At 71.4% G+C, this 24,975-nt stretch carries 26 protein-coding genes; 11 read left to right on the plus strand and 15 right to left on the minus strand.

Translation table 11 applies throughout. The annotated features are described in order from the left end of the window. The coding region (locus ABD211_RS27025; protein WP_344137836.1) for a sensor histidine kinase at positions 1–2,054 on the minus strand (2,054 nt) is incomplete at its 3' end. Between the two features lie 295 nt (positions 2,055–2,349). Between ABD211_RS27025 and pflB the strand changes: the two genes are divergently transcribed. The 7 genes from pflB (at position 2,350) to ABD211_RS27060 (ending at position 8,833) form a co-directional block, all read left to right on the plus strand. Beyond that, on the plus strand, positions 2,350–4,593 hold the full coding sequence (gene pflB / locus ABD211_RS27030; RefSeq protein ID WP_344137839.1) for a formate C-acetyltransferase: 2,244 nt from the start codon (positions 2,350–2,352) through the stop codon (positions 4,591–4,593). After that, complete coding sequence (gene pflA, locus ABD211_RS27035; protein ID WP_344137842.1) at positions 4,593–5,345, plus strand: pyruvate formate-lyase-activating protein; 753 nt, start codon at positions 4,593–4,595, stop codon at positions 5,343–5,345. The genes pflB and pflA overlap by 1 nt, the downstream gene beginning before the upstream one ends. Positions 5,346–5,416: 71 nt before the next feature. After that, on the plus strand, positions 5,417–6,511 hold the full coding sequence (locus ABD211_RS27040) for a WD40/YVTN/BNR-like repeat-containing protein (RefSeq protein ID WP_344137845.1): 1,095 nt from the start codon (positions 5,417–5,419) through the stop codon (positions 6,509–6,511). Then, positions 6,508–6,804 (plus strand): MoaD/ThiS family protein, encoded by a 297-nt coding sequence (locus ABD211_RS27045; RefSeq protein ID WP_344137848.1) that lies wholly within the window; start codon positions 6,508–6,510, stop codon positions 6,802–6,804. The genes ABD211_RS27040 and ABD211_RS27045 overlap by 4 nt, the downstream gene beginning before the upstream one ends. A gap of 9 nt (positions 6,805–6,813) precedes the next feature. Next, positions 6,814–7,218: a cupin domain-containing protein gene (locus ABD211_RS27050; protein ID WP_344137851.1), complete on the plus strand. Its 405-nt coding sequence runs from the start codon at positions 6,814–6,816 to the stop codon at positions 7,216–7,218. 59 nt (positions 7,219–7,277) lie between these two features. Then, positions 7,278–7,727, plus strand: coding sequence for an META domain-containing protein (locus ABD211_RS27055; RefSeq protein WP_344137854.1), 450 nt, complete (start codon positions 7,278–7,280; stop codon positions 7,725–7,727). A gap of 209 nt (positions 7,728–7,936) precedes the next feature. Further along, positions 7,937–8,833, plus strand: coding sequence for an META domain-containing protein (locus ABD211_RS27060; protein WP_344137857.1), 897 nt, complete (start codon positions 7,937–7,939; stop codon positions 8,831–8,833). Here the strand turns inward: ABD211_RS27060 and ABD211_RS27065 are convergent. Further along, a complete protein-coding gene (locus ABD211_RS27065; protein ID WP_344137860.1) occupies positions 8,740–9,129 on the minus strand; it encodes a DUF2795 domain-containing protein in 390 nt (129 codons plus the stop codon). The two genes, ABD211_RS27060 and ABD211_RS27065, sit on opposite strands and share 94 nt — an antisense overlap. Before the next feature lie 88 nt (positions 9,130–9,217). Between ABD211_RS27065 and ABD211_RS27070 the strand changes: the two genes are divergently transcribed. Further along, complete coding sequence (locus ABD211_RS27070) at positions 9,218–9,640, plus strand: CBS domain-containing protein (RefSeq protein WP_344137862.1); 423 nt, start codon at positions 9,218–9,220, stop codon at positions 9,638–9,640. Here the strand turns inward: ABD211_RS27070 and ABD211_RS27075 are convergent. The 8 genes from ABD211_RS27075 to ABD211_RS27110 form a co-directional block, all read right to left on the minus strand. Beyond that, a complete protein-coding gene (locus ABD211_RS27075; RefSeq protein ID WP_344137866.1) occupies positions 9,615–10,352 on the minus strand; it encodes a metallophosphoesterase family protein in 738 nt (245 codons plus the stop codon). The two genes, ABD211_RS27070 and ABD211_RS27075, sit on opposite strands and share 26 nt — an antisense overlap. After that, entirely contained in the window at positions 10,349–10,597 is a 249-nt protein-coding gene (locus ABD211_RS27080; protein WP_344137868.1) for a hypothetical protein, read from the minus strand. The genes ABD211_RS27075 and ABD211_RS27080 overlap by 4 nt, the downstream gene beginning before the upstream one ends. After that, positions 10,584–11,162, minus strand: a complete 579-nt coding sequence (locus tag ABD211_RS27085; protein ID WP_344137870.1) for a nucleotidyltransferase family protein — start codon at positions 11,160–11,162, stop codon at positions 10,584–10,586. Before ABD211_RS27085 ends, ABD211_RS27080 begins: the two co-directional genes overlap by 14 nt. Positions 11,163–11,302: 140 nt before the next feature. After that, positions 11,303–11,737, minus strand: coding sequence for a DUF6158 family protein (locus ABD211_RS27090; RefSeq protein WP_344137873.1), 435 nt, complete (start codon positions 11,735–11,737; stop codon positions 11,303–11,305). An 84-nt stretch (positions 11,738–11,821) separates the two neighbouring features. Next, positions 11,822–12,787 (minus strand): phosphotransferase, encoded by a 966-nt coding sequence (locus ABD211_RS27095; RefSeq protein ID WP_344137876.1) that lies wholly within the window; start codon positions 12,785–12,787, stop codon positions 11,822–11,824. A gap of 98 nt (positions 12,788–12,885) precedes the next feature. After that, positions 12,886–14,634 carry a bifunctional metallophosphatase/5'-nucleotidase gene (locus ABD211_RS27100; protein WP_344137879.1) on the minus strand — a complete coding sequence of 583 codons (1,749 nt, stop codon included), beginning with the start codon at positions 14,632–14,634 and terminating at the stop codon, positions 12,886–12,888. 144 nt (positions 14,635–14,778) lie between these two features. Next, positions 14,779–15,531 (minus strand): slipin family protein, encoded by a 753-nt coding sequence (locus ABD211_RS27105; RefSeq protein ID WP_344137882.1) that lies wholly within the window; start codon positions 15,529–15,531, stop codon positions 14,779–14,781. Between the two features lie 219 nt (positions 15,532–15,750). Then, entirely contained in the window at positions 15,751–16,320 is a 570-nt protein-coding gene (locus ABD211_RS27110; RefSeq protein ID WP_344137885.1) for a GNAT family N-acetyltransferase, read from the minus strand. A 198-nt stretch (positions 16,321–16,518) separates the two neighbouring features. Between ABD211_RS27110 and phoA the strand changes: the two genes are divergently transcribed. After that, the gene (gene phoA, locus ABD211_RS27115; protein WP_344137888.1) at positions 16,519–17,892 is read left to right on the plus strand and encodes an alkaline phosphatase; all 1,374 of its coding nucleotides are present in this window, start codon (positions 16,519–16,521) and stop codon (positions 17,890–17,892) included. On the opposite strand, the gene ABD211_RS27120 is transcribed toward phoA, so the two are convergent. The 5 genes from ABD211_RS27120 to ABD211_RS27140 form a co-directional block, all read right to left on the minus strand. Then, the gene (locus ABD211_RS27120) at positions 17,879–18,550 is read right to left on the minus strand and encodes an alpha-ketoglutarate-dependent dioxygenase AlkB (protein ID WP_344137891.1); all 672 of its coding nucleotides are present in this window, start codon (positions 18,548–18,550) and stop codon (positions 17,879–17,881) included. The two genes, phoA and ABD211_RS27120, sit on opposite strands and share 14 nt — an antisense overlap. 96 nt (positions 18,551–18,646) lie before the next feature. After that, complete coding sequence (locus ABD211_RS27125; protein WP_344137894.1) at positions 18,647–20,038, minus strand: extracellular catalytic domain type 1 short-chain-length polyhydroxyalkanoate depolymerase; 1,392 nt, start codon at positions 20,036–20,038, stop codon at positions 18,647–18,649. Between the two features lie 169 nt (positions 20,039–20,207). Continuing rightward, a complete protein-coding gene (locus ABD211_RS27130) occupies positions 20,208–21,245 on the minus strand; it encodes a LacI family DNA-binding transcriptional regulator (RefSeq protein WP_344137897.1) in 1,038 nt (345 codons plus the stop codon). Between the two features lie 257 nt (positions 21,246–21,502). Beyond that, positions 21,503–22,483 carry a DUF559 domain-containing protein gene (locus ABD211_RS27135; protein ID WP_344137900.1) on the minus strand — a complete coding sequence of 327 codons (981 nt, stop codon included), beginning with the start codon at positions 22,481–22,483 and terminating at the stop codon, positions 21,503–21,505. Between the two features lie 81 nt (positions 22,484–22,564). Further along, a complete protein-coding gene (locus ABD211_RS27140; RefSeq protein WP_344137903.1) occupies positions 22,565–23,023 on the minus strand; it encodes a GNAT family N-acetyltransferase in 459 nt (152 codons plus the stop codon). 113 nt (positions 23,024–23,136) lie between these two features. Here ABD211_RS27140 and ABD211_RS27145 point away from each other — a divergent pair, with 113 nt between their 5' ends. Together ABD211_RS27145 and ABD211_RS27150 are read left to right on the plus strand one after the other, a co-directional pair. Next, complete coding sequence (locus ABD211_RS27145; RefSeq protein ID WP_344137906.1) at positions 23,137–23,724, plus strand: hypothetical protein; 588 nt, start codon at positions 23,137–23,139, stop codon at positions 23,722–23,724. A gap of 431 nt (positions 23,725–24,155) precedes the next feature. Next, a complete protein-coding gene (locus ABD211_RS27150; protein WP_344137909.1) occupies positions 24,156–24,965 on the plus strand; it encodes an HAD family hydrolase in 810 nt (269 codons plus the stop codon). Positions 24,966–24,975: the final 10 nt, after the last annotated feature.

Genomic DNA, 24,975 nt, shown 5'->3' on the forward strand with positions numbered 1-24,975 from the left:
CCCGGGCCGAGCGCCGGTGCGGGCGCGCCGGGCGGGCCCGCCGTGCCGAGCGCGGGCGCCGCGGGTTCCTCGAGTTCGCCGGGCGCCGCGAGCACCGTGGCCGGCAGCATGATGCGGGCGGTGACGCCCGTGACCGGGGACTGGCTGATCTGCACGTGCGCGCCCAGCCGCTCGGCGAGGCGGCCGACCACGTAGTGGCCGAGGTGGCGGGTCGGCGCGACCAGGAAGTGCTCCGAGCCGCTCAGCCGCGCGTTGGCCTGCGCGAGCGCCTCGTCGGACATGCCGGCACCATGGTCGATGATCGCGATGAGGTACTGCCCGCCGAGGCGCCGGCCGTGGATCTCCACGTCGACGTCCGGCGGCGAGAACGCCAGCCCGTTCTCGACCAGCTCGGCGATCATGTGGGCCACGTCGGTGACGTAGCCGCCGCCGATGAGGGCGTCGTCGAGGCGCCGCAGCGACACCCGCCGGTAGTCCTCCACCTCGGACAGCGCCGCCCGGATCACGTCGGTGACCGGCTTGGGGCTCTTCCAGCGCCGGGGCGTCGACTCGCCCACCAGCACCAGCAGGCTCTCCGCGTTGCGGCGCATCCGGGTGGCGAGGTGGTCGAGCTCGAACAGGTTCGCCAGGGCGCTCGGGTCGCCCTCCTCGCGCTCGAGGCGGCTGATGAACCCGATCTGGCGGCGCAGCAGGTTCTGGTTGCGCCGGCCCAGGTTGGCCAGCGACTCGGTCGTGTTGCGCCGCAGGATCGCCTGGTTGCCGGCCAGGGCGTAGGCGGTCGCCTGCACCCGGTCGAAGGCGTGCGCCACGGACCGGATCTCCACGCTCGCCTTGTCGGGCAGGCGTACTCCCGCGAGGGGTTGATGGCCCGCGTCGGGTGTGGTCTGCACCTGGTCGACCGCGTCCGGCAACCGCCGGCTCGCGATGTCGTCGGCCTCGGCCGCGAGCGCGGCGAGGGGCCGGGTGATGGCCCGGGCACTCGCGAGCACCAGCAGGATGGCCCCGGCCATGCAGGCGGCCGCGAGGCCGATCAGGATGAACAGCGCGGTGCGGGCGTCGTCGCGCAGCGCCTCGGCGTTCGCCTGGATGTCGGCGCCGACGGCGCGCTGCACCTCGCGCTGCGCGTCGATGACCGTGGTCATCGCGGCCCACCAGGCGGGCGGGGATACGCCGAGCCGGTCGCCCCGGGCGCCGCGGATTGCCGTCTGCTCGTACTTCGTGGCCTCGGACGCGGCCGGCGAGCTCAGCGCCGCGTCGTTGCGGCTGCGCTGCGCGGGCGTCGCGTACCGGACGAAGGTGGCCAGGGCGGAGAGCTTGTCCGCCCGGATCGACGAGAACTGGGTGTACTCGTCGAGGGTGAACTTCCCGGCGGCGAACACGCCGTTGAGGAACCCGCGCTCCTTGGCGGCGGCCTCCTTGGCGGCGCCGAGCGCCTGCAGGGCCGCGAAGCCCCGCCGCAGGGTGACGTCGGAGGCCCGGTCCACGCCCAGGTCGAGGTCGGCGAGGGCGTTGATCGAGTCGGTGTAGAAGGTGAAGGTCGCCGCGCGGGCCGCCGTCCGGGCGTTCACCCCGGCGCGCACCGCGACGAGACCATCGAGCTGGCCGAGCGCCGTACGGGCGCCGGCCGTCACGCCGCCCGCGGCGATCAGGCGGTCGAGCGCCCCGCGCGCGGCGTCGACGCGCTTGCGCTGCTGGGCCACGTCGACGGTGTAGCTCGCCTGCCCGCCGAGCAGGCCGTTGGTGAGGCCGCGCTCGCGCTGCAGCTCGTGGATCAGGTCCTGGACGGTGAGGGCCACGGCGACCGAGTGGGTGACGTCCTCCGCGGTGCGGTAGGTGTCCAGCTCGGCGGCGATGCCGACGCCGAACGCGACAAGCAGGCACAGCAGCGGCACGACGGCCATCCGGACCAGCTGTGCCCTAATGGTGCGGAACCGGCCGCCCGTCAACGCCGGCGCCGGGACGGCCGCGGCGGCCGCCCGCCACAGGTCAACCTCCGCCTCGTCGGCGCGGGCGTGGCGCCCGTGGAGCCGGGCTGAATCTTCTTCGCCGTGCATGGCACCCCCAGTTCAAGGCGGCCAGACTGGTGGGGACGCGTTTCGCAATCGTTAAGGGCCCGAGTCCACAGTGGAAGACTGTCCTCTCATTCGACGGCCTCAGCGGGTGCGTGACGCGAACATCGTTCGCAACACGTGTGAACCTCGCTGTAACCGACAAGGCGTCACAGGGGCGTCGCGCGGGGCACATCCCGGGCGGACCGGGGCCGCGACCTCGACCGAAGCGCCACGGCCGCGATCCATCGAACGGTATCATCAAATCATCAGATACCGGACATAACGTAGGAGCCACGCCATGCCCACCGGAGAGCCCACCGACGCCTGGCGGGAGTTCGTCGCCGGGCCCTGGCAGACCAGCATCGACGTCGCCGACTTCGTGCGGCGCAACCGCTCCCCGTACGAGGGCGACGCGTCCTTCCTCGCCGGCCCCACGCCCCGTACGACAAAGGTCTGGGAGGCGGTGAGCGGGCTCTTCCCCGCCGAGCGCAAGCGCGGCATCTACGACGTCGACACGCGCACCCCGGCCGGCATCACCGCGTTCCCGCCCGGCTACATCGACAAGGACGCCGAGATCATCGTCGGCCTGCAGACCGACGCGCCGCTCAAGCGGGCCATCATGCCCAACGGCGGCCTGCGCATGGTGGAGAACGGCCTGGAGGCCTACGGGTACAAGGTCGACCCGCTGGTCAAGGAGATCTTCACGCACTACCGGCGTACCCATAACGAGGGGGTGTTCGACGCCTACACGTCGCAGATGCGCGCGGCGCGCAAGTCGCACGTCATCACCGGCCTGCCCGACGCGTACGGCCGCGGCCGGATCATCGGCGACTACCGCCGCGTCGCGCTCTACGGCGTCGACCGCCTGATCGCCGACAAGCGCGAGGACCGCCTCGGCCTGGACAAACTCCCGTCGACCGACGACGTGATCCGCGACCGGGAGGAGCTGGCCGAGCAGCTGCGCGCCCTGAGCGAGCTGGCCGAGATGGCCCGCTCGTACGGGTACGACATCAGCGGGCCGGCCAGGACCGCCCGCGAGGCGGTGCAGTGGGTGTACTTCGGTTACCTCGCCGCCGTGAAGGAGCAGAACGGCGCGGCCATGTCGCTGGGGCGCACGTCCACGTTCCTCGACGCGTACCTGGAGCGCGACCTGGCGGCCGGCGTGATCACCGAGTCGGAGGCGCAGGAGCTGATCGACGACTTCGTCATCAAGCTGCGCATCGTGCGCTTCCTGCGCACCCCGGAGTACGACGCGCTGTTCTCCGGCGACCCGACCTGGGTGACCGAGGTGATCGGCGGCGTCGGCACGGACGGCCGCCCGCTGGTGACCCGGACGAGCTTCCGGTTCCTGCAGACGCTCTACAACCTCGGGCCCGCGCCCGAACCGAACCTCACCGTGCTGTGGTCGCCGCAGCTGCCCCAGGGGTTCAAGGACTTCTGCGCCCAGGTGTCGTTGGACACCAGCGCCATCCAGTACGAGTCCGACGACCTGCTACGGGCGAGCCTCGGCGACGACACGGCGATCGCGTGCTGCGTGTCGGGCATGCGGGTGGGCCGTGACATGCAGTTCTTCGGCGCGCGCGTCAACCTCGCAAAGGCTTTGTTGTACGCCATAAACGGTGGCCGCGACGAGATGTCCGGCGAGCAGGTGGCGCCGGCCATGCCGCCCGTGGCGGGGGACGTCCTGTCCTATGACGCCGTCATGGCGGCCCTGGACACGACGCTGGACTGGCTCGCGGCGCTCTATGTCGACACGCTCAACGTCATCCACTACATGCACGACAAGTACGCGTACGAACGCCTGGAGATGGCCCTGCACGACTATCCGGTGCGCCGGTTCATGGCGTGCGGCATCGCCGGCCTGTCGGTGGCCGTCGACAGCCTCTCGGCGATCAAGCACAGCACCGTGCGGGTGATCCGGGACGGGACCGGGCTCGCCGTCGACTATGAGATCGAGGGGGAGTACCCGGCCTACGGCAACAACGACGACCGGGCCGACTCGATCGCGGTATGGCTGGTCAGCACGTTCATGCAGCGCCTGCGCCGGCAGCCGACGTACCGGCAGGCCGAGCACACCCAGTCCGTACTCACCATCACCTCGAACGTCGTGTACGGCAAGGGGACCGGCTCGACCCCGGACGGACGTAAGAAGGGCGAGCCGTTCGCGCCGGGCGCGAACCCGATGAACGGCCGCGACCACCACGGCGTGGTGGCGTCCGCCCTCTCGGTGGCGAAGCTGCCGTACGACGCCGCCCGCGACGGCATCTCGCTGACCACCACGATCTCGCCCTCGGGCCTGGGCCGCACGCGGGGTGAGCAGGTCGGCAACCTGGTCGGCGTGCTCGACGGGTACGTGGACGCGGGCGGGTTCCACATGAACGTCAACGTGCTGGACCGCAAGACGCTGCTCGACGCGATGGACCACCCGGACAAGTATCCGCAGCTCACCGTGCGGGTCTCCGGGTACGCGGTGAACTTCGTCCGGCTCACCCGCGAGCAGCAGGAGGACGTCATCTCGCGGACGTTCCACGCGGGCGTGTGATGGCCGCGGACCCGGCGACCTCCGCGTCGGTCCACTCGTGGGACATCTCCACCGGGGTGGACGGCCCCGGTACGCGGTTCGTGCTGTTCCTGTCCGGCTGCCCCCTGCGCTGCCAGTTCTGCCAGAACCCGGACACGTGGCACATGCGCGACGGCAACCGGATGTCGCTCGAGGAGGTCATGCGGGAGGTACGCCGGTACGAGCGGTTCCTGCACGTGGCACACGGCGGCGTCACGTGCAGCGGCGGCGAGCCGCTGCTGCAGTCGCTGTTCGTCACCTCGTTCTTCCACTCGTGCAAGGACCTGGGGCTGCACACCGCGCTCGACACCGCCGGCCTGCTCGGGGTGCGGGCCGACGCCGACCTGCTCGCCGGCACCGACCTCGTGTTGCTGGACATCAAGTCGTACGACCCGGACACGTACCGGCTCATCACCGGCAAGGAGGTCGCCCCGACGCTGGCCTTCGCGCGGCGGCTGGCCGATCTCGGCAAGGCCATGTGGATCCGGTTCGTGCTGGTCCCTGGGCTCTCCGACGACCCGGCCAACGTCGCCGGGCTGGCCGACTTCGTGGCCGGGCTCGGGCCGGTCGTGCAACGCGTGGAGGTCCTGCCGTACCACCGGCTCGGCGTGCCCAAGTGGGCCGCGCTGGGTCGGCCGTACCCGCTCGCGGGCACCCCGGCGCCGACCCCCGAGCAGGTCAGCGCGGCGACGGCATCCTTCGCGGAACGGCAGCTACCGGTGCTTTCCGCGTAATTTGGTCGCGTTGCCGTGCGGTTGTCGTACCCGAGGACGAGGATGGCCGGATGAGTGGAGTACGAGTTCTCGTGGGTACACGCAAGGGCGCGTTTGTCCTGACCTCGGACGGCAGGCGCGACAACTGGACCGTCGACGGTCCACACTTCGGCGGCTGGGAGATCTACCACGTCGCGGGGTCGCCGGCCGACCCCGACCGCATCTGGGCGTCCCAGTCGGGCGGCTGGTTCGGGCAGGTGATGCAGCGCTCGGACGACGGCGGCAAGACCTGGAACACCGTGGGCAACGACTTCGCCTACACCGGCGACGTCGGCGACCACCTCTGGTACGACGGAACCCCGCGCCCGTGGGAGTTCAAGCGCATCTGGCACCTGGAGCCCTCCCGGGACGACCCCGACACGGTGTACGCGGGCGGCGAGGACGCGGCCCTGTATGTCACCACCGACGCGGGCCAGAAGTGGACCGAGCTGACCGGCCTGCGCCAGCACCCGACCGGGCCGACCTGGCAGCCGGGCGCCGGCGGCCTGTGCCTGCACACGATCATCCTGGACGCGGCCAACTCCGACCGCATCTACGTGGCGATCTCGGCGGCGGGCGCGTTCCGCAGCGACGACGCCGGCGTCAGCTGGACCCCGATCAACAAGGGCCTGCGCTCGGGCGAGATCCCCGACGAGGACTCCGAGGTCGGCCACTGCGTGCACCGCATCGCGCAGCACCCGGCCCGGCCCGACACGCTCTACATGCAGAAGCACTGGGACGTCATGCGCACCGACGACGCGGGCGGCCAGTGGCGCGAGATCAGCGGCAACCTGCCGACGGACTTCGGCTTCCCCATCGCGGTGCACGCCCACGACCCCGACACCGTCTACGTCGTGCCGATCAAGAGCGACTCCGAGCACATCCCGATGGACGCCAAGCTGCGCGTCTACCGCAGCCGCACCGGCGGCGGGGAGTGGGAGCCGCTGACCAAGGGCCTGCCGCAGGAGCACTGCTACGTCAACGTGCTGCGCGACGCGATGGCCGTCGACTCCCTCGACCCGTGCGGCGTCTACTTCGGCACCACGGGCGGGCAGGTCTACCACTCGGCCGACAACGGCGACACCTGGGCGCCGATCGTGCGCGACCTGCCGGCCGTGCTCTCGGTCGAGGTGCAGGTGCTGCCATGATCCGCGTGGTTCTCCCGGCCCACCTCAAGACGCTCGCCAAGGTCTCGGGCGAGGTGGGCGTCGAGGTGGCCGGGACACCCACGCAGCGCGCGGTGCTCGACGCGCTGGAGGCGGAGTACCCGGCCCTGCTGGGCACGATCCGCGACCGGCAGACCGGCAGGCGTCGGGCGTTCGTGCGCTTCTACGCCTGCGAGGAGGACCTGTCCAACGAGTCGCCGGACGCGCCGCTGCCCGAGCGCGTGGCCGCCGGCCAGGAGGTCTACATCATCCTCGGGGCGATGGCCGGCGGATAGAATCAGGATATGTCGGGCGACGTCCGGGTCGTGCGCGCCGGTGCTGAGTACGCGGGCCGGCAGGGCCTCACGATGTTCGTCGGGGTGTCCGCCGAGACGGTCGGCGCGATCGGGCTGTGCCTGCACCGGCTGGTCGTGCCGCCGGGCGGGCGGGCCCGGGCGCACGTCCACGCCGGGCACGAGTCGGCGATCTACGTGCTGGCCGGGGACGTGGACGTGCGCTGGGGCGAGGCGTTGGAGCACACGTCGTCGGTGAGCGCGGGCGACTTCATGTACATCCCGCCGGGCGTGCCGCACGCGCCGATCAACCACAGTGCCACCGACCCGGCGTACGCCCTGGTCGCCCGCACCGATCCCAACGAGCAGGAGAGCGTCGTCCTCCGGCCCGACCTGGACGACCTGCTGCTCACGTGACCGGGTTCGCGTCGGTATAGTGCGCTATGCGACAAATACGGCGAATTCTGGTCACCGCCATGGCGGTGACCGCGACGCTGGCCACCGCTGTGCCGGCGGCCGCACAGACCGGGCCCACGGCGGCCAGGGCGGAGCGGGCGCTGAACCTCTGGCCCGCCGGGCGGACCTTCCAGGTGGCCTCGGTGATCGGATACCGGCCACTGGCGCGCACGCCGATCCGGCTTGCCTTCGGTGAGGTCGACCGCGCCAACCCTGACGCGGGAAACCTTGGCGGCACCGCCGGCTGCAACCGTTTCTTCGGCGCCGGCAGGATCTCCGGCGGCCGCCTGGCGGTCGGCAACCTGGGCGCCACCCGGATGTGGTGCGGGCGCCCCCGCATGGACCAGGAACGGTGGTTCATCAATCTGCTGACCAGCCGCCCGACCATCCGTTTCGGCGCGGACCGACTGTGGCTGCGCCAACGCGACGTCGTTGTCCGCTTTACCGAGATCCACTCTCGTCGACGGTGAATATCCGCTGGTCAGGGGGCTAAAGATAACTGAAAAAGCTGTGAAAGCGGATTTATAGTAATTTCGTGCTCAAATCCGTAATAGCGATGACGGCGGTCTTGGTCCTCGCCGCTCCGACGGCCACGAGGTGCGACACGCCAACAGCTGATTCCACGAAAACCATTCACTCTGTTCACTCGACGACGCGCACCGACCCGCCGGACATCTGGTTGGCCGACACGGCGTGGCGCGCCGTCTCGGTGTCGACCCGGCGCGTACTTCCGGGCACCCGCCTGACGCTCAGCTTCGGGCCCTCAGAGGGCGCCCACCGGCCCAACTGGGGCGACGTCGGCGCCGGCGCCGGCTGCAATGTGCTGTTCGGCACCGGACGGATGGTCAACCGCCGGCTGATCATCCCCGTCCTGTCCTCCACCTACATCTTCTGCAGTGAGGCCCGCATGGCCCAGGAGCGGTGGTATTCCGCACTGCTCACCGACCGGCCCATCCTCACCTGGGACGAGCGCCACCTCACGCTGCGCCACGGCCGGGAGGTCATCCGGTACCTGCGGTCCGTTCCGACTCCGCCCGAAGGTCAGCCTGCGCGCGCCTCGTCGTCGCCCGCGCGGTCGGCAGGTGCCGCGACCACGCCAGGCACCCAACCCGGCCACTGGCCGGGCGTCTCCGCATGGAACGCGGTCTCGGTGTCGAGCCGGCAGGTCGTCCAGGGAACGGTGCTGACGCTCAGCTTCGGGCCGGCGACCGAGGGCCGGACCAACGCCGGCGACGTGGGCGCCGGCGCCGGCTGCAACGACCTCTTCGGCGACGGGTACATCGAGGGCGACCGCCTCGTGATCCCTGTCCTGTCGACCAGCTACATCTACTGCAGCAGCGCGCACATGGCCCAGGAGCAGTGGTACTCCGACCTGCTCACCAGCCGGCCGCAGTTGCACTTTGATAATCATCGCCTCACGTTGCGGCACGGCAACGAGGTCATCGAGTACCAGCTCGCCGAGCCGCCGGACGCGGCCCAGGGTCAGCCGGCCCGCGCCTCGGTGGCGTGGCCGAGCGCGCCCCAGATCTGGACCACGGTCTCGAAGGTCAGGTCCGGCGGCAACGAGTCGATCTGATCGACGACGCGGTCCGGCGCACCCGCCGACCGGACGACCTCGGCCAACGCGTCGCGGTCGGCGGGCAGCACCGACCTGGGGATCCACTTGCCGAACTCGCTGCGTTCGGCGATCTCCGCCGGGCTGGGCGCCAACGGACCGGTCATCTCGCCGTAGGGCAGCAGCCGCGGGGTCGGCTGGTCATCGCCGGCCGGCTCCGGGGCGTCCCAGTCGCGGGCGCGGGAGGTCGCGTCGCGCATCTCGCGGGCCATGCCGTCGTCCAGGTGGGGTCCGTGCTTCGTATTTCCGCGTTCCATGCTCCGGCCATACCCACTCAGGCCGGGCGTTTAACGCCCTACTCGACGGGAACAACCCGGAGATACGGATAAACGAGGAGGTACGGCCATGACCCAGACCGTAGGTGACCTGATGACCGTCGACCCCGTGAGCAAGCCCGCCGACACGCCGCTCATCGAGATCGCGCGCGCCATGCGCGACCAGAAGATCGGCGACGTGTTGATCACCGACGACGGCCGGATCGCCGGCGTCGTCACCGACCGGGACATCGCCGTCCGGGCCGTGGCCGAAGGGCTGGACCCGGCGACCACGCCGGTGGCGCAGGTGGCCAGCAGCGGCATGATCGGCATCCCGAGGAGCGCGCCCGCGACGAAGGCCGCCGCGCTGATGCGCGAGGAGGCGGTCCGCCGCCTGCTCGTCACGGACGAGAGCGGGAACGCGTGCGGCGTGGTCTCCATCGGCGACCTGGCCGCGGCGCTGGACCCGAACTCGGCCCTCGGCACGATCAGCGGGGCGCCGCCGAACGACTGAGTTCAAAGATGCTGTACGCCTGGCGGATGACGGGATGCGCCACGTTACGCACCCGGACCCCGCCGGGCGTACGGCCGCGTTCGGTGCCGGCGTGCGCGTGCCCGTGCACGGCCAGGTCCGCCGGCACCGAGTCGACCGCCTCGGCCAGCAGGTACGACCCGAGGAACGGGTAGATCTCCAACGGCTCGCCGACGAGCGTGTCCGGTACGGGCGCGTAGTGCGTGAGCGCCACCCGCAGGTCGCAGTCGAGCTTCGCGAGCGCGGCCGCGAGCCGGTCGGCGGAGTCGCTCGTGGTGCGGATGAACGCCTTCATCTCGGGCTCGCCGAACGCGCTGGCGCACCGCCCGGCGAACCCGCCGCCGAACCCCTTGACCCCGGCCACGCCCAGGCGCCCGCCGGGCGTGTCCAGCTCGAACGTGTCCCCCTCCAGCACCGTGATGCCAGCACCGCGCAGGGTCTCGATGAGTTCGGGCGCCTGGTCGCTGTGGTGGTCGTGGTTGCCGAGCACGGCGACCACGGGCACCGGCAGCCCGCCGAACTCCTCGGCCACGCAGTGCGCCTCGGCGACCGTTCCGTGCCGGGTCAGGTCGCCGGCCAGCAGCAGCACGTCGGCGCGCTCGCCCAGGTCGGCCAGCGCGGGCCGGTAGCGGCCGACCACGTCCCGGTCCAGGTGCACATCGCCGACGGCGGCCACGCGGATGGGCGTACTCATGAAAGCTCCTCGGCCTCGATAGGCGGCCGCGCCGGCGCGATCTGGATGTCGCACACCACGGTCACCTCGGGGAACTCCCGCGACACGAGGGACACGATGTCGTCGCGGCGCGCGGTGGACTCGACCATGCCACACAGCACGACGGCGCCCTCCCTGCGGATGACGGTGATGCCCTGCTCGGTCACCCCGTCGTGCTCGGCGAGCAGCCGCTGCACGCGCGCCTCGCCGTACTCATCCAGTTGCATCGCCGACCTCCTCGGTGGTGACGACGTTGAGAAGCCTCAGGAGCACGAGGAACGACGCCGCGTACGGCGACGCCGCCGTCTCCTCCCGCACCCGCGGCCAGTCGATCTGCTCGCGCAACGACCGGGCCATCGGCAGGGCGCGCGAGAAGTCGCAGTGGTGCTGGGAGAACGCCAGCAGCTTGTGCACCATGAGCTGTGTCGCGGAGAGCACGGGCAGGTGCAGCGCGGCGACCGGCCGGTCGACGGCGTCGGCGAGCGTCTCGGCGGTGACGGGCCGCTCCACGGGGCGGTAGATCAGGTCGACCATGCGGTCGCCGTCGAACACCTTGGTGAGCCAGTCCTCGGGCGGTTCCTCGGCCCGGAACCCGCTGGCGGTCAACGCGTCCACGGCGCGGGGCACGTCCTGCTCGCGGAGCGCGAAGTCGACGTCGTGGTCGCTGGACGTGCCGCCGTGGGCGTACACGGCGAAGCCGCCCATGAGCGCGAACGGGATGTCGGTCTGCTTGAGCACGGACGCCGTACGCACCAGCGTCTCCAGGAGCCCTTCGTCGAGAGGTTCCGGCATGCCGGTGTCTTACCCACCCCGGGTTCGGCTACACCGGGATCGGGGCGCGGTAGCGGGCCAGGCGACGGAGGACCCGCTACCGCGGAGCCCCACGTTGGGGTGGGGCCCGCCTCCCGATCTTCGCCGGCGACCGGCGCTGGTCAGGCCAGCTGGCCGGCGCGGGCCCGGGCGCCCGAGCGGAGACGTTCGTCGTCGATCTCCCGCTCCGGCTGGCGCCGCAGGTACTCCGCTTCCATCTCGTCGGTGCGCTCGGTGTGCTTGCGCAGCGCCTGATCCGACCCGTGCAGGAACGTGTCGTGCCGGGTGCGGTGCAGGTTGCCGAGCTCGCGCCGCAGGGTCAGGTCGTCGAGCTGCACGGCCGGGATGCCCCCGTCGGTCGCGGCCGGCAGCCCGCGCGCCTGGGAGATCGCCGCCTGCACCTCGTCGAACGTGTACTCCCCCTCGGGCAGGCCGTCGATCGCCATGGCCGTCTCCGAGCCGACGCCGCTGGCCAGCGCGTGCCGCTGCAGCTCGTCCCGGGTCAGCCGTTCCTGCCCGACGAACACCTCGTCGAGGAGGGTGTCCAGCTCCGTCATCGCCCGCCCCCTGCTGGTGATGTCCGCTGCGCCTTACCCGCCGGCGCCTGCCACCAAACCATTCGCGGAGAATCTGACCGTCACTCACATAATGGCCCGAAGGACCTGCTCCGTGTGGTGAGTCGCGATACTGATCATGAATTCGCGATCGGGGAAGTCCCCGCCGGCGAGCCGGAGCGGCCCCTCGACCAGCGACAACGACTGCGCGAACGTGTAGAACCGCAGCCGGTCCCCGTCCAGGCCCGACACCCGCAGGGGTGGGTAGGCGTCGCCGAAACGCATCCGCGTGAACGCGTGCTCCCACTCCACGTCGAAGAACAGCAGGCCCTCGATGTCGACGAGGACGGGCCGCCCGGCGCGGTCGATCAGCACGTGGTCGGGGCCCAGCTCGCCGTGGATCAGCCCGTAGTCGGTGCGCGGCGCCAGCCCTGCCGCCAGCGAGAGCAGGTGTTGCTCGATCCGCTCCCGCGCGGCGGCCAGCGCGGGCACCCGGTTCGCGGCGGCCGCCAGGTGCCGCAGCGCGCGGTCCCGCACGACGTCGACCGCGTCGCGCGCGTCGGTGGGGTCGATCACCTTGCCCAGGCGCGGATTGCGCCGCTTGGCCATCGCGGTCAGCATCTCCCCGAGTTCCGCCAGCGCCTTCGCGGCCGCCCCGGGGTCACGATCGATCAGCCGCTCCAGCGTGCCGCCGGGTAGGTCCGCCACCAGGGCGACGTCCGCGCCCAGCTCACCGTGCGCGCGCTGGGAGAACAACACCTCGGGAGTACGCGCGCCGACGGCGCGCAGCTCGGCCGTCGCCGCCTCGAACTGGTCGAGCCCCGACGCGTCGCCGAGCGGGGTGGCCGGTTCGCCCGGCGGCATCGCGGGCCAGTAGTTCTCGTCGTCCGCCCACACATAGAGCACGACGGTGTCCCCGTCGTCGAGCCGGACCCGGTAGACGCCCTTCTTCGACCCACCGGACAGCCGCTCGAGGTCGGCGACCCCGCGCCCGCACACGTCCCCGACCAGGCCTGCTACGTCCGCGCGCGTGACGCGCTGCCGCTCCCCCACGCCGCGCATCCTGTCACCGCGACGTGGGGTCCTTCCAACGAAATTGGCCTTGCGTGCGGAATTCCACGCTCGGGTTCCGCACGCAAGGCCAATAACCGCTACAGGAAACTGATGCGGTTCAGCGGGGGCACCGGGAGGGGGGAGGTGGGCGTTGAGTTCGCCGTCAGGTAGGTGGTGAAGGCGTCGATGTCGAGCTGGCCTACCAGGGGGTTCTGGCCGTTGGCCAGTTCCAGGTAGCCGTCGCCGCCGCCGGCGAGGAAGTTGTTCACCGTGACCCGGTATGTCGCCGCGAGGTCGAGCGGCGCTCCGTTGATGGTCACCGAGTCGGCGACCACGCGGTCGGCGCCGGTCCTGCTCAGGTCGGCCGTCCAGTGCAGGTTCGCCGAGATCTGCAGGTAGCGCGGCGACGCCGCGTTGATCCCGGTGAACTGCTGCTGCAGCACGGTGAGCAGCTGTGCGCCCGTGTAGTCGAGCGTCACCAGGTTGTTGTTGAACGGCTGGACGGCGAACGCCTCCCCGTAGGTGACCACGCCGTCGCCCTCGGCGCCGGACTGCGCGTACACGAGGTCCGCCCGGATGCCGCCGGTGTTCATGAGCGCGATCTGCGCCCCACCGGTCGACGCCGACGAGGTGGCGGCGAGCTGCGCGTCGGCGATCACATCGCCGAGCGGCCGCTCGGGCGTGCTGCCGCCCCGACCCAGGATGTTGCCGGCGATGTACCCGACGGGCTTGTTCGCGATCGGCCCGATGAGCCCCTGGTACTTCGCGACGATCGCGGCGACCGCCGGGTCGGGGGTCACGTCCCGGGTGACGATCATGTTCTTCGCGGTGATGGACGAGCGGACGAAGTCGCGGGTGCGCTTGTCGTAGGTCGCGTCGATGTCGGTGTAGAGCTTGCCGAACGACGACGCCTGGGTCACGAGCCGCGGGTTGCCGGCCGGGTCGGGGATGGTGCACACGTACGACTGGTGGGTGTGCGCCGAGACGACCAGGTCGATCGACGGGTCGAGGCCCTTCGCGATGTCGACGATCGGGCCGGTGAGGCCGGAGCCCGGGCCGTTCGCGTCGCAGTTGTAGTTGTAGACCTGGCTGGCGGGCGTGCCGCCCTCGTGCACGAGCACGACGATCGCCTCGACGCCGGCGAGGCGCAGCAGCTTCGCGTACCCGTTGGCGGTCCTGACCTCGTCGAGGAACTTGAGGCCGGCCACGCCCGCGGCGGTCACCACCGACGGGGTGTCCTCCAGGGTCATGCCGATGAAGCCGATCGTGGCCCCGCCGACCTTGCGGATCGACACGGGTGGCAGCACCGGCAGGTGGGTCTTGGTCTCCAGCACGTTGGCCGCGAGGTAGAACCGACCGCCGGGGTACGGGGTGGTGTCGTAGCAGCCCTCGGTCGGGTGGCAGCCGCCGTAGTTGATGCGCTTGAGCTCCGCGCTGCCCTCGTCGAACTCGTGGTTGCCGACGGAGCTGTCGTCGAGGCCCATCGCCTTGAGCGCGAGGATCGTGGGCTCGTCGTGGAACGCGGCGGACAGCAGCGGCGAGCCGCCGATGAGGTCGCCGGCCGCGATGGTGAGCGAGTTCGGATTGGTCGCACTGGCCTGGGCCAGGTGGGTGGCGAGGTACGCCGCGCCGCCGGCCGGCACGCTCACGGGTGCACCCGTGGCGTCGAGCGTGGTGACGTTGCCGGAGGAGCCCTGCGGCGGTTCAAGGTTGCCGTGCAGGTCGTTGATCGCGAGCAGCTGGATCGGAATCGTCCTCGGTTGCCCGGCCCCGGCCGCCGGTGCGGCCATGGTGACTGTCAGGGTCATCGCTGCCAGCGCGGCCAGCGCCCAGCGTGAACGTCGCATTTCACCCACCGTCTCTCGGTCCGACATTGGATCTCATGTTTCCACCGGGTGGGACAACAGGCCACCCATCGGCCGCGAGGCGCACATGAACACTCTTCAACGCGAAACGGGCCACGTCGGTGGCCCGTTTCGTTGAGTCGACGATCAGGGGGTGATGGCGATCTGACCCGGCTCCGGCGTGAGCACGACGGTCGTGCCGGGCGCGGACGCCGCCTGGATGGTGCGCAGCCGCAGCAGGGCCGGGTGCTCCTCGAGCAGCTTCGCGGCGTTGGCCAGCGTGCGCAGGGACGCCGCCTCGGCCCGGGCCCGCTCCAGCTCGGCCCGGCCCTTCTCGCGGGCGAGCACGGTCTCCACGGCGGCCCGGCGCAGCTCGCCGGGGAGCATGACGTCGCGCACGGCCGCCGAGATCAACTCGATGCCGAGGCCGTCAACGTGCGCGGCGACCGTCGCCGGGTCGAGGACCAGCCGGGAGCGGTCGGTGACCAGCTCGTCGAGCGTCGCGGCCGCGACCAGGTCGCGCAGCGCGAGCTGCGCCCCGACGTACAGCTCCTGCTCGGGGGCGGCGGCCACGGTGACGAACGCGGCCGGGTCGGCGACCCGCCAGCCCAGGTGCGCGGACAGTCGCAGCGACAGCCCGTCGGCGGTGAGCAGTTCCTGCCCGTTGACGACCGTGATCCGCCGACGCATGTCGACCGTCTCGACCTTGTCGTCCACCCGGCTGTACCGGTGTCGGCCGGGCTCCAGGACGCGCACCAGCCGCCCGTCCGTGAACAGCAGCGCGCGCTGCCAGTCGAGTACCCGAATAACCGCCATGACGTGCACCTCCTCGTGCCCTCGTGGACGGTCCCGCCCGATCACCCGCACCCGGTCGGCGGGGGCGTCCGCGACCGTGGTCACGAGCCCGCAGGGCCGCCGGGGCGGCGTCCACAAGGGACACGGATCGGACGGGACCGTCACTGAAAGAGGGATTCGAACCCCGGCTTTGCAGGCCGTTTCCAATAGCCGGGCACCGCCGATGCGCGGAACGCGGACCGGCGATGCCGGCGCGCCGCTGACCACGATGCCCTTGGTCGGAATGGAGGTTAGGGCCCCGAAAATGGGTGGCGCGAGCGGTTTTCAGGTGCCGCCCGGGTGACTCAGCACCCAGATCGGCAGCGGCCCGGCCTGCGCCGTCCCGGTCACCCGCCAGCCGGACCGCTCGTAGATGCCGACGTTGACCGGCGTGGTCGTCTCCAGGTAGGCGGGCACCCCGGCCTCGGCGGCCGCGGCCAGGCCGGCCGCCATCACCGCGCGCCCCAGCCGCCGTCCGGCGGCGTCCGGGTGCGTGGCGAGAATGCCCAGATAGAAGTACGGCGTCGCCGGCAGCAGCCTGGTGACCTCGACATCGGCGGCCCCGATGCGTTCCAGCGCGCCCTCGGGCAGGTCAAGCGCCGGCCCGCGGGCGTCGGCCGTCGACGGCTGCCACATGGCCACCGACGCCCCACCGTCCACAATCCACACCGTGCCGAGCCCGACCCGCTTGTCGAACAGGTACCGGGCGAACACGGCCGCCTGCTCGGCATAGGTGTCATCGTCGGGAAAGAAGAACCGGAACGCCGGATCCTCCGCGAACGCCGCCACCACCGTCTCCACGACCCGCGCGCGATCGCCAACCGTCGCCCGGGTCGCCACCACCTCCGCACTCACCCGTCGACCCTACCGTGATCAAGTACCCGACCCGCCGCGACGTTGATCACCCCACCCGCCGCCCACCCCGCAAAGTCGCAACTTTGCCGGGTTCGGCGGTATGACGTAGCCGGCTAAGTTGCGACTTTGCCGCTTGGAGGCGGCCGTCAGGCGCGGGGGGGGGTACGGTTCCCCGCCTGATCGCGGGATGCTTCCCATATGCCGATCTCGATTCCGCGCCGCCGGCTGACCGTGATGCTCGCGGCGGTGCCGCTGGCGGCGGCCGCGGCGCTCCTGCTGGTCAACCGCCCGGCGCCGCACAACGGCGACGCCGCCCGGGAGGCGGTGCTCGACGGGCCCGCCCGCAGCGTGATCCTGCTGGTCGGCGACGGCATGGGCGATTCGGAGATCACCATCGCGCGCAACTACGCGGTCGGCGCGGCGGGCCGGCTCGCGATGGACTCGCTGCCGCTCACCGGGTCGTACACGACGTACGCGGTGGACCGCGACGGGCGGCCCGTCTACGTGACCGACTCGGCCGCGTCCGCGACCGGCTGGGCCACCGGCCACAAGACCTACAACGGGGCCATCAGCGTCACCCCGGACGGCCGGGCACAGCCCACGATCCTCGAACTGGCCGCCAGAGCCGGGTACCGCACCGGCAACGTGACGACCGCCGAACTGACCGACGCCACCCCGGCGGCCATCGGCGCCCACGTGGCCGACCGGAGCTGCCAGGGGCCGGCGGACATGGCGGCCTGCCCCGGCCAGGACCGGACCAGGGGCGGCGCCGGCTCCATCGCGGAGCAGCTCATCGCCAACCGCGTCGACGTCCTGCTCGGCGGCGGCGGACAGCGCTTCAACCAGCTCGTGCAGGCCGGCCCGTTCGCCGGGCGGCCGGTGTCCGAGGAGGCGACCGCCGCCGGGTACACCCTGGTCACCGACGCGGCCGGCCTCGCCGGCGCCCGGTCCGGCGGCAAGCTGCTCGGCCTGTTCGCCACCGGCAACCTGGACCTGGCGTGGACCGGCCCGCGCGCCGCGCCCTACCCGGCGAACACCTCGCCGGTCGCCTGCACCCCCAACGCCTCCCGCGCCGCCGGGCAGCCGCAGCTGTCCGACCTGACGGCGAAGGCGATCGCGCTGCTCGACGCGCCCTCGGCGAAGAAGGGGTTCTTCCTGCAGGTGGAGGGCGCCTCGATCGACAAGCAGGATCACGCCGCCAACCCGTGCGGGCAGATCGGCGAGACCGTCGAGTTCGACCGGGCGGTCAAGGTCGCCCTGGACTACGCCGGGCGCCATCCCGACACGCTCGTCATCGTCACCGCCGACCATGCCCACACCAGCCAGATCGTCGAGTACCCGCAGACCGACGACCACCACAGCCCCGGGGCCATCCTCACGCTGCGCACCGCCGAGGGGGCGCCGATGGTGGTGAGCTACGCGACGACGCTGCCCGGGCAGTCGCAGGACCACACGGGTACGCAGGTGCGCGTCGCCGCCCAGGGCCCGGATGCCTTCCGGGTGCTGGGCGTCACCGACCAGACCGACCTGTTCGACACGATGGCCGCCGCGCTGGGCGTCACGCCACGTTGACGGGCCGGAACTGCACGCTGACCCGCGGGCCGACCGGCTTGGCGGTCTTGGGCACGGCGTGCTCCCAGGTGCGCTGGCAGGACCCGCCCATGACGATCAGGTCGCCGTGGCCGAGGGCGAACCGCAGCGTCGCGGCGCCGTCGGCCGTGCCGGCGCGCGGACGCAGCAGCAGCGCGCGCGGCGACCCGAAGGACACGATCGCGACCATGGTGTCGGCATATGACCCACGGCCGATCGTGTCGCCGTGCCAGGCGACGCTGTCGCGGCCGTCGCGGTAGAGGCACATGCCGGCGGTGACGAAGTGCTCGCCGAGCTCGGCCCCGTAGTGGGCGTTGAGCGCGTCGCGCGCGGCGGTGAGCGTCGGATGCGGCAGCGGCTCGTCCGGCCCGAACCACCGCAGCAGGCGGGGGACGTCGACCTCGTTGTCGTACATCTGGCGGCGCTCGGCGCGCCAGTCGACCTCGGTGAGCAGGGCATCCAGGACGGCGTCGGAGTGGTGGACCCAGCCGGGCAGGTGGTCGACCCACGCGCCCCGGGTCAGCGGGTGCCGGCGCACCTGACCGGCGAGCGGTGCGACGCCCGCCGCGTCGCCGCCCGCACCGGCGTTGTCGAGGCCGAGATCGTCGAGCATCGAGGGCTGGTAGGCCAGGTGCGCCATGCGTAGGAGCCTACCGCACGTTTCGAACGTCCGTTCGCCTGACACGGGATCCGGCCCGCTCGCGGCATCCCTGCGCGAGCGGGCCGGAGGTTCCCGTTACGCCACCGTGCAGGCCGTGCCGTTCAGCGTCGCCGAGGTCGGCTTGCCGCTGTTGCCCGTGTGGTTCGCGTTGAAGCCGAAGCTCTGCGAGCCGTTGGCCGGGATGGACGCGTTGTAGCTGACGTTCGTCGCGGTCACCGCGCCGGACGTCGGCGAGATGGTCGCGTTCCACGCCTGCGTGACGGTCTGCCCGCTGGGCAGCGTGAACGCCAGCCTCCAGCCGTTGACGGCCGTGGCGCTGCTGACCGTGACGGCGGCCGTCAGGCCCGTGTTCCACGCGTTCACCGTGTAGGTGACCTTGCAGGAGGCTGTCCCGCCCGTGGTGACCGGCGCGCTCGTGACCGGGCCGCCCGTCGTGACCGGGGCGGACGTGACCGGGGCGGAGGTGACCGGGCCGCGCGTGGTGACCGGGGCGGAGGTGACCGGGCCCCGCGTGGTGACCGGCGCGCTCGTCGGCGTCGTCGTGCTGTCCAGGCCGAAGAAGTGGATGGCCATCGCGGCCTGGCCGGACATCGGCAGGTTGTGGCCGGTGTTCGCGATACTGATCGCCTCAACCGGTGCCTGGTCGCTGGTGTTGCCGTAGCGGGTGCGCGTCCAGTTGGTCTGGGGAGAGTCGGTACGCGCGGGCGTCTGGCTCACGCCGAGCACGTTCGTCCACTGCTTGATCTCTTCGCCGAAGTTGTTGTAGTGCAGGGTGGTGTCCTGCGTGCCGTGCCACAGCTGCATGCGCGGCCGCGCGCCGGTGTAGCCGGGGTAGGCGTTGCGGACCAGGTCGCCCCACTGCTGCGCGGTCATGCTGCGCTGCCCGGAGGAGCACTGGCTGTTCCACATCGAACCGTCGGTGGTGGCGAAGCAGCCGAACGGCACACCCGCGAACGCCGCGCCCGCCTTGAACACGTCCGGGTAGACGCCCAGCAGCACGTTGGTCATCATCGCGCCCGAGCTGGCGCCCGTGACGAAGATGCGGCCGGTGTCGGCGCTGTACCGCGACACCGTCCAGTCGACCATCGACTTGATGCCGGCGGGGTCGCTCGTGTTGTTGCGGGACAGGGCGCCCTGCGTCGACACGTCGAAGCACGCGCCGCTGCGGGTCGCCGACGGGTAGATGACGATGAAGCCGTACTGGTCGGCCAGCGACGCGAACTGCGAGCCCGAATAGAACGCCGGCCCGCTGCCCGTGCAGTAGTGCACGGCGACCAGGATCGCGGGGCGCGACTGCACCCGGTCCGGCACGTACAGGTGGAACCCGAGGTTGGTGGGGTTGTTACCGAAGTTCGTGATCTGCTGCAGCGACGCGGCCGAGGCCGGCGAGGTGGCCACGGCCACGCCGACGGCGGCCGCGACCACCGTCGCGGTGGCCACCGCCAACGCCTTGATCCTCGTTCTCATGACTCCTCCTAGCGCCGACCGAAATGTTTCCAAACATAGAGGGATTTCGTTCGACCAGTGACGCTAGGAGTCCTGCGGAAAACAAACCACGCGAGTACGCCCTAACTTGCGATAAATCGGCCGCTACCTGCGCGGACGCGTACTCCTGGGAATGTGAAGTTTCAAGCGATCATGGGCGCGGCACGTCGGTGCTCTCGCGCACGATCAACGAGGTGGCCAGCTCGACGCGAGGGTTGGCGGGGACGTCGCCGGCGGCCAGGCCGAGCACCACGCGGGCGGCGGTGGCGCCCATGTCCTCGAACGGTTGCCGCACCGTCGTCAGCGTGGGACCGCACCAACGGGCGTACTCCAGATCGTCGAAACCCACGACGCTGAGGTCGCGCGGGATGCGTAGCCCCGCCTGGCGCGCGGCCTCGTACACGCCGAGGGCCTGCAGGTCGTTGCCGCACACGATGGCCGTCGGCGGCGTGCGCAGGCCGAGCAGCGCGCGCCCCTCCACCAGGCCGGTCGTGACGTCGAACCGGCCCGTGCGCACCATGCCGGCGCCGATCGGGGCGTTGGCGGCGTCCATGGCGGCCCGGTAGCCGTCCAGCCGCGCCCGCGCGCACAGGTAGTCGAGCGGGCCGGTGATCGTGGCGATCCGGCTGTGGCCGAGTTCGAGCAGGTGGCGGGTCGCGGCGACGCCGCCGCTCCAGTTCGTGGCGCCGACCGACGGGGTCGTGTGCAGCGGCTCGCCGGTCGGGTCGAGCGCGACGACGGGGATCGCGGAGGCGGCGAGCTTGGCGTACTGCTCGGGGGTGCTCTCCGCGAACACGGCGATGATCCCGGCCGGGCGGCGCGCCAGCACCTGCTCCAGCCACGACCGTCCGGGCGCCTCCCGGCCGCGCATCTCGGAGAACCCGACGGCCAGCTCATGCTCGCTGGCCACCCGCTCGACGCCGCGCATGATCTCGATCGCGATCTGGTTCTCCAGGGCGTAGAACACCACCTCGAGCATGGCTGCGGGGCCGACGGCGTCCGGTCGCCGGTACCCGTGCTCGCGCAGCACCTCCTCGACGCGCTGCCGCGTCTGCGGCGCCACGCCCGCCCGCCCATTGAGCACTTTGGACACCGTGGGCGCCGAAACGCCCGCCATCCGCGCCACGGCCGCGACCGTCAGCTCCCCCCGCCGACGCCCACGCCGCTCAACGTCCGAAACCCCGACCATGGCACGCAGTGTAGAAACCCGGAGCGCCGTTCGTCGCATGCGATATCGCCCGCTTTGCGGGCGTTCCCGCGCCGCTCGTCGCGCGCTTACAACCGCTCGCCGCGCCCCTCTACCGCTCGTCGCGCCCGCCCCGGCCCCCGCCGGCCCCGCCCGGCCCCGCCCGGCCCCGGCCCCGGCCCCGGCCCCGGCCCTTGGATCTTGGCAGCGAACACGCGGTTTTCCGCGTATTCGGTGCCAAGAATAATTGTGGTGATCGACTAGCCCGGCCAGCCGGCCGCCTTCAGAGCAGCGCGCAGCTCGGCGACCACCGTTTCGGGTTGCTCGCGGACGAGCCAGGTCGGGAAGCGGAGGACGCGGTCGCCGCGACGCCACACCTCGTTCTGGCGCGCCATGTCCGCCCACGCCTGACGTACGTCGAGGTGGTGGCTGCCATCGATCTCAACGTGTACGTGCCACCGTGCGAAGTAGAAGTCGAGGTAACGCCGCCGACCGGACGCGTCCACGCGGACATGCTGGCTTTCCGGCTCGGGCAACCCCGCCGCGCGGATCGCGTCCAGGAACTCCAGCTCGCCGAGCGACGTCGCCCCGCGCGCGGCGTCCCGTGCGGTGGCGAGCACCAACCGCCTCCGCCGCGATCTCGGCATTCGCTCCAGCGCGTCGGCCACATCGTCGAACCGCACGAGCCACTGCTGGAAGGCGGCCGCCACGATGGCGCGCGCCTCCCTATCGGACCTGGCCCACGCCCCCGCTTCCACCACCGAACGCCCGGGTGCCGTGCGTGGCGGCCGGCGCACCGCGTTGATGTCACGCGCCACCAACGTGCTGGTGCGGTGCACGAGAACGTCGGTCGGCGGCAGCGTCAACTGCCGATCGGCCGGCAACAGAACGTGCACTGTCGGCCGCTCGAAACCACTCAGCCCGTTTGCCCGAAGGGCGGTCAACCCACCCAGCAGGGCCGGCTCGCTGCCGCCGACGGCCAGGACTGCGACCCAGAGGCGCTGCTCCTCAGTCAGCGGCGCGTTGTGTGCGACGAACACGCCCCGGTGCGGCCGCTGCCACCGCCCGGACGCCACCAGCCGCATCACCGCGTCCCGCGAGAGGAAGCTCGTCACCTGCCCCCCACTCACCACCTGCGCCTGCTCGTCGAGCAGTGCGACCAGGCCCGGATGGCCGTCCCAGGACCGCCGTCCGGCAGGACGACGCGAATCACCACGGGACGGGAATGATGGTCGGCTCACACCGCCCAGCCTCCCGGTGCCGCCCTCCGCCGTCACCCGCCAACGCGAACCTGTGGATAAACTTGTGGACCACGTGAATGATCAGGAGAGCTCGAGGAGGCCTACGGTCTGGCCGCCGCTCTGCTCGCCGGTGAGGCGGAAGCCGAGCTTCAGGTAGAACGGTTCGGGGCCGCCGTCACGCGGTTCCCACGTCACGTACATGCGGGTGCCGCCGCGGGAGCGGATCTCGTCGGCGACCGCCCCGACCGCGAACCGGCCGTAGCCGTTGCCCTGCGCGTCGGCCGCGATGCTGAGCCGCCACAGGCCGGAGCGCCGGTCGTCGGGGTCCTTGTCGGGGTCCCACGGGATGTCGAGGAACGCCATCAGGAAGCCGACCAGCCGGTCACCGTCGTAGATCAGCCTCGGCCAGGCGTACTCGGGGAACACGTACGCCTCGGCGAGCGACTTGACGACCGGCGCGACCAGGTCCGCCTGGTCGGGGCGCACGGACAGCCCAAGTGCCGCCTCGTAGTTCTCCGGGGTCACCTTCTCCAACCGCATGCGCGGCACCATAGTTGGCCAGCGGGAACGCAGCGACCGGATAACCGGCTGCGCCCCCTCCACAACGAACTGCGACGCCCCGGGAACGGCACCAGGCCATCTACAGTGGGGCCGTGCCCGACGAGGAACGCGTCGATCCGATCGACATCACCCCGCGCTCAGGTGAGGAGCCGCCGGTTAGTGGACGTCAGCGGTGGCCGCAGCAGCGTCTGGTGTTGACGATCCTCGCGGTTCTCGTCGCGTTCGCGCTGGGACGCGTTACCGCCCCCGCCCCGGCGCCGACCTCGCAGCAGCCCGCCGGCACCGCCGCAGACGTCATGGCGACCGGCCGCCAGTGCTCCGTACAGAACGGAAAGACACTGCAGGTGGGCATTGAGATCGGCAACCAGGGCCCGTCAACGGTCACGGTTCATTCGCTTCAGGCGAGCGCGCCGCTCGGCGGCCTGAGCCTGCGCGGCGTGGGGTGGGGCGCATGCGGTCAGTTGGGGGTTGTCCCGATGGGCGCCGCCGCGGCGGGGCAGCCGACGCGGCTGATCCCTGCCGGCGGGTTCGACTGGATATGGGCGCTGTACGACGTGACCGAGGCCTGCCCTGCGCCGTACCCCGTGCGGTTCCTCATCGATCCGGTCACCTCCGCCGACCTCGTCGACGTCGGCGGTTTCAACGACCTCGGCGACGTCCCCTACACCGGCTGCACCTGAGTTGGCCGATTATCTGCAGGAGGTACATCGGGTCTTCCCACCTGGCTTCGAGGAGCCTCCGGCAGAAGGGACGACCCCCGTCCGGGGGGTGACGGGGGTCGTCGATGAGTTCGGCTCCGGGGGGGTCGAGCCGGACTCATGCGGTGACCGCGGGGGGTGCGGCCACCGACACTTGCGTGCGTGGTTACGGGCGAACTGCGCACGTAAACACGCGAAAGGGATAGCCTGCGACACGATGCGCCAGAACTGAATCGGTGTCGCAAACACAAGCATGCCCGAAACCGGCCGGCGCGTCGAGGCCCCTACTGCGTAGGCCCCCTTGAGGTGTGTGCGGCAGTGTTTCACGATCCGGGACGCCGCGTACGCCCCGAAAGCCCGTCAAGGGTGAAAGACATTTCACAGATGGCGCCTGACGGCTAGACTTGCCGGCCGTGGATCGCAGTGCCGCCTTTTTCGACCTCGACAAGACGATCCTCGCCAAGTCGAGTGCGCTCGCGTTCGGCCGCCCCTTCTACCGGGACGGCCTCATTTCGCGCCGTGACATGGTCAAGGCGGCGTACGCGCAGCTCCTGTTCCGCGTCGGCGGGGCGGACGAGAGCCAGATGGCCCGCATCCGCGACTACCTCGCCGACCTCTGCAGGGGCTGGCGGGTGGAGCAGGTCAACCAGATCGTCCGCGAGGCGCTGGAAGAACTCATTCACCCGTACGTGTACGCCGAGGCGGCCGCGCTCATCGCCAACCACCAGTCGGCGGGGCGCGACGTCATCGTCGTGTCCACCTCCGGCGAGGAGATGGTGCGCCCGATCGTCGAGAAGCTCGGCATCACCGACGTGATCGCGACCCGCATGGTGGTCGCCGACGGACGGTACACGGGCGAGGTCGCCTACTACGCGGCCGGGCCGACGAAGGCCGACGCGGCCCGCAAGCTCGCGGCCGAGCGCGGCTACGACCTCGCGGCGAGCTATGCGTACTCGGATTCGATCTCCGACGTGCCGCTGCTGGAGTGCGTGGGCAACCCGAGCGCGGTCAACCCCGACCGGGGCCTGCGGCGCGTGGCCGTCGAGCGGGACTGGCCGATCCTGGAGTTCCGCCACCCGATCCCGCTGGCCCGCCGGCTGCGGGAGCGGCCCGGGGTGCCGGTCGCGGCGGCCGCCGCGGCGCTCGGTGTGGGCGTGGCGATCGGGCTGGCCATCTACGGCCGCCGGCGCCGGGCCGCCGCGCTCGCCCTCACAGCTACCTGAGCTGGGAATA

It is taken from the genome of Luedemannella flava (genome assembly GCF_039528515.1).
Classification (GTDB): Bacteria; Actinomycetota; Actinomycetes; order Mycobacteriales; family Micromonosporaceae; genus Luedemannella; species Luedemannella flava.

What these genes read in the sequence shown, in the direction of transcription:
- pflB (WP_344137839.1), top strand. Translation starts at nt 2,350, where the DNA reads ATGCCCACCGGAGAGCCCACCGACGCCTGGCGGGAGTTCGTCGCCGGG.
- pflA (WP_344137842.1), top strand. Translation starts at nt 4,593, where the DNA reads ATGGCCGCGGACCCGGCGACCTCCGCGTCGGTCCACTCGTGGGACATC.
- ABD211_RS27045 (WP_344137848.1), top strand. Translation starts at nt 6,508, where the DNA reads ATGATCCGCGTGGTTCTCCCGGCCCACCTCAAGACGCTCGCCAAGGTC.
- ABD211_RS27050 (WP_344137851.1), top strand. Translation starts at nt 6,814, where the DNA reads ATGTCGGGCGACGTCCGGGTCGTGCGCGCCGGTGCTGAGTACGCGGGC.
- ABD211_RS27055 (WP_344137854.1), top strand. Translation starts at nt 7,278, where the DNA reads ATGGCGGTGACCGCGACGCTGGCCACCGCTGTGCCGGCGGCCGCACAG.
- ABD211_RS27065 (WP_344137860.1), bottom strand. Translation starts at nt 9,129, where the DNA reads ATGGAACGCGGAAATACGAAGCACGGACCCCACCTGGACGACGGCATG.
- ABD211_RS27070 (WP_344137862.1), top strand. Translation starts at nt 9,218, where the DNA reads ATGACCCAGACCGTAGGTGACCTGATGACCGTCGACCCCGTGAGCAAG.
- ABD211_RS27075 (WP_344137866.1), bottom strand. Translation starts at nt 10,352, where the DNA reads ATGAGTACGCCCATCCGCGTGGCCGCCGTCGGCGATGTGCACCTGGAC.
- ABD211_RS27080 (WP_344137868.1), bottom strand. Translation starts at nt 10,597, where the DNA reads ATGCAACTGGATGAGTACGGCGAGGCGCGCGTGCAGCGGCTGCTCGCC.
- ABD211_RS27085 (WP_344137870.1), bottom strand. Translation starts at nt 11,162, where the DNA reads ATGCCGGAACCTCTCGACGAAGGGCTCCTGGAGACGCTGGTGCGTACG.
- ABD211_RS27090 (WP_344137873.1), bottom strand. Translation starts at nt 11,737, where the DNA reads ATGACGGAGCTGGACACCCTCCTCGACGAGGTGTTCGTCGGGCAGGAA.
- ABD211_RS27100 (WP_344137879.1), bottom strand. Translation starts at nt 14,634, where the DNA reads ATGCGACGTTCACGCTGGGCGCTGGCCGCGCTGGCAGCGATGACCCTG.
- phoA (WP_344137888.1), top strand. Translation starts at nt 16,519, where the DNA reads ATGCCGATCTCGATTCCGCGCCGCCGGCTGACCGTGATGCTCGCGGCG.
- ABD211_RS27120 (WP_344137891.1), bottom strand. Translation starts at nt 18,550, where the DNA reads ATGGCGCACCTGGCCTACCAGCCCTCGATGCTCGACGATCTCGGCCTC.
- ABD211_RS27125 (WP_344137894.1), bottom strand. Translation starts at nt 20,038, where the DNA reads ATGAGAACGAGGATCAAGGCGTTGGCGGTGGCCACCGCGACGGTGGTC.
- ABD211_RS27130 (WP_344137897.1), bottom strand. Translation starts at nt 21,245, where the DNA reads ATGGTCGGGGTTTCGGACGTTGAGCGGCGTGGGCGTCGGCGGGGGGAG.
- ABD211_RS27140 (WP_344137903.1), bottom strand. Translation starts at nt 23,023, where the DNA reads ATGCGGTTGGAGAAGGTGACCCCGGAGAACTACGAGGCGGCACTTGGG.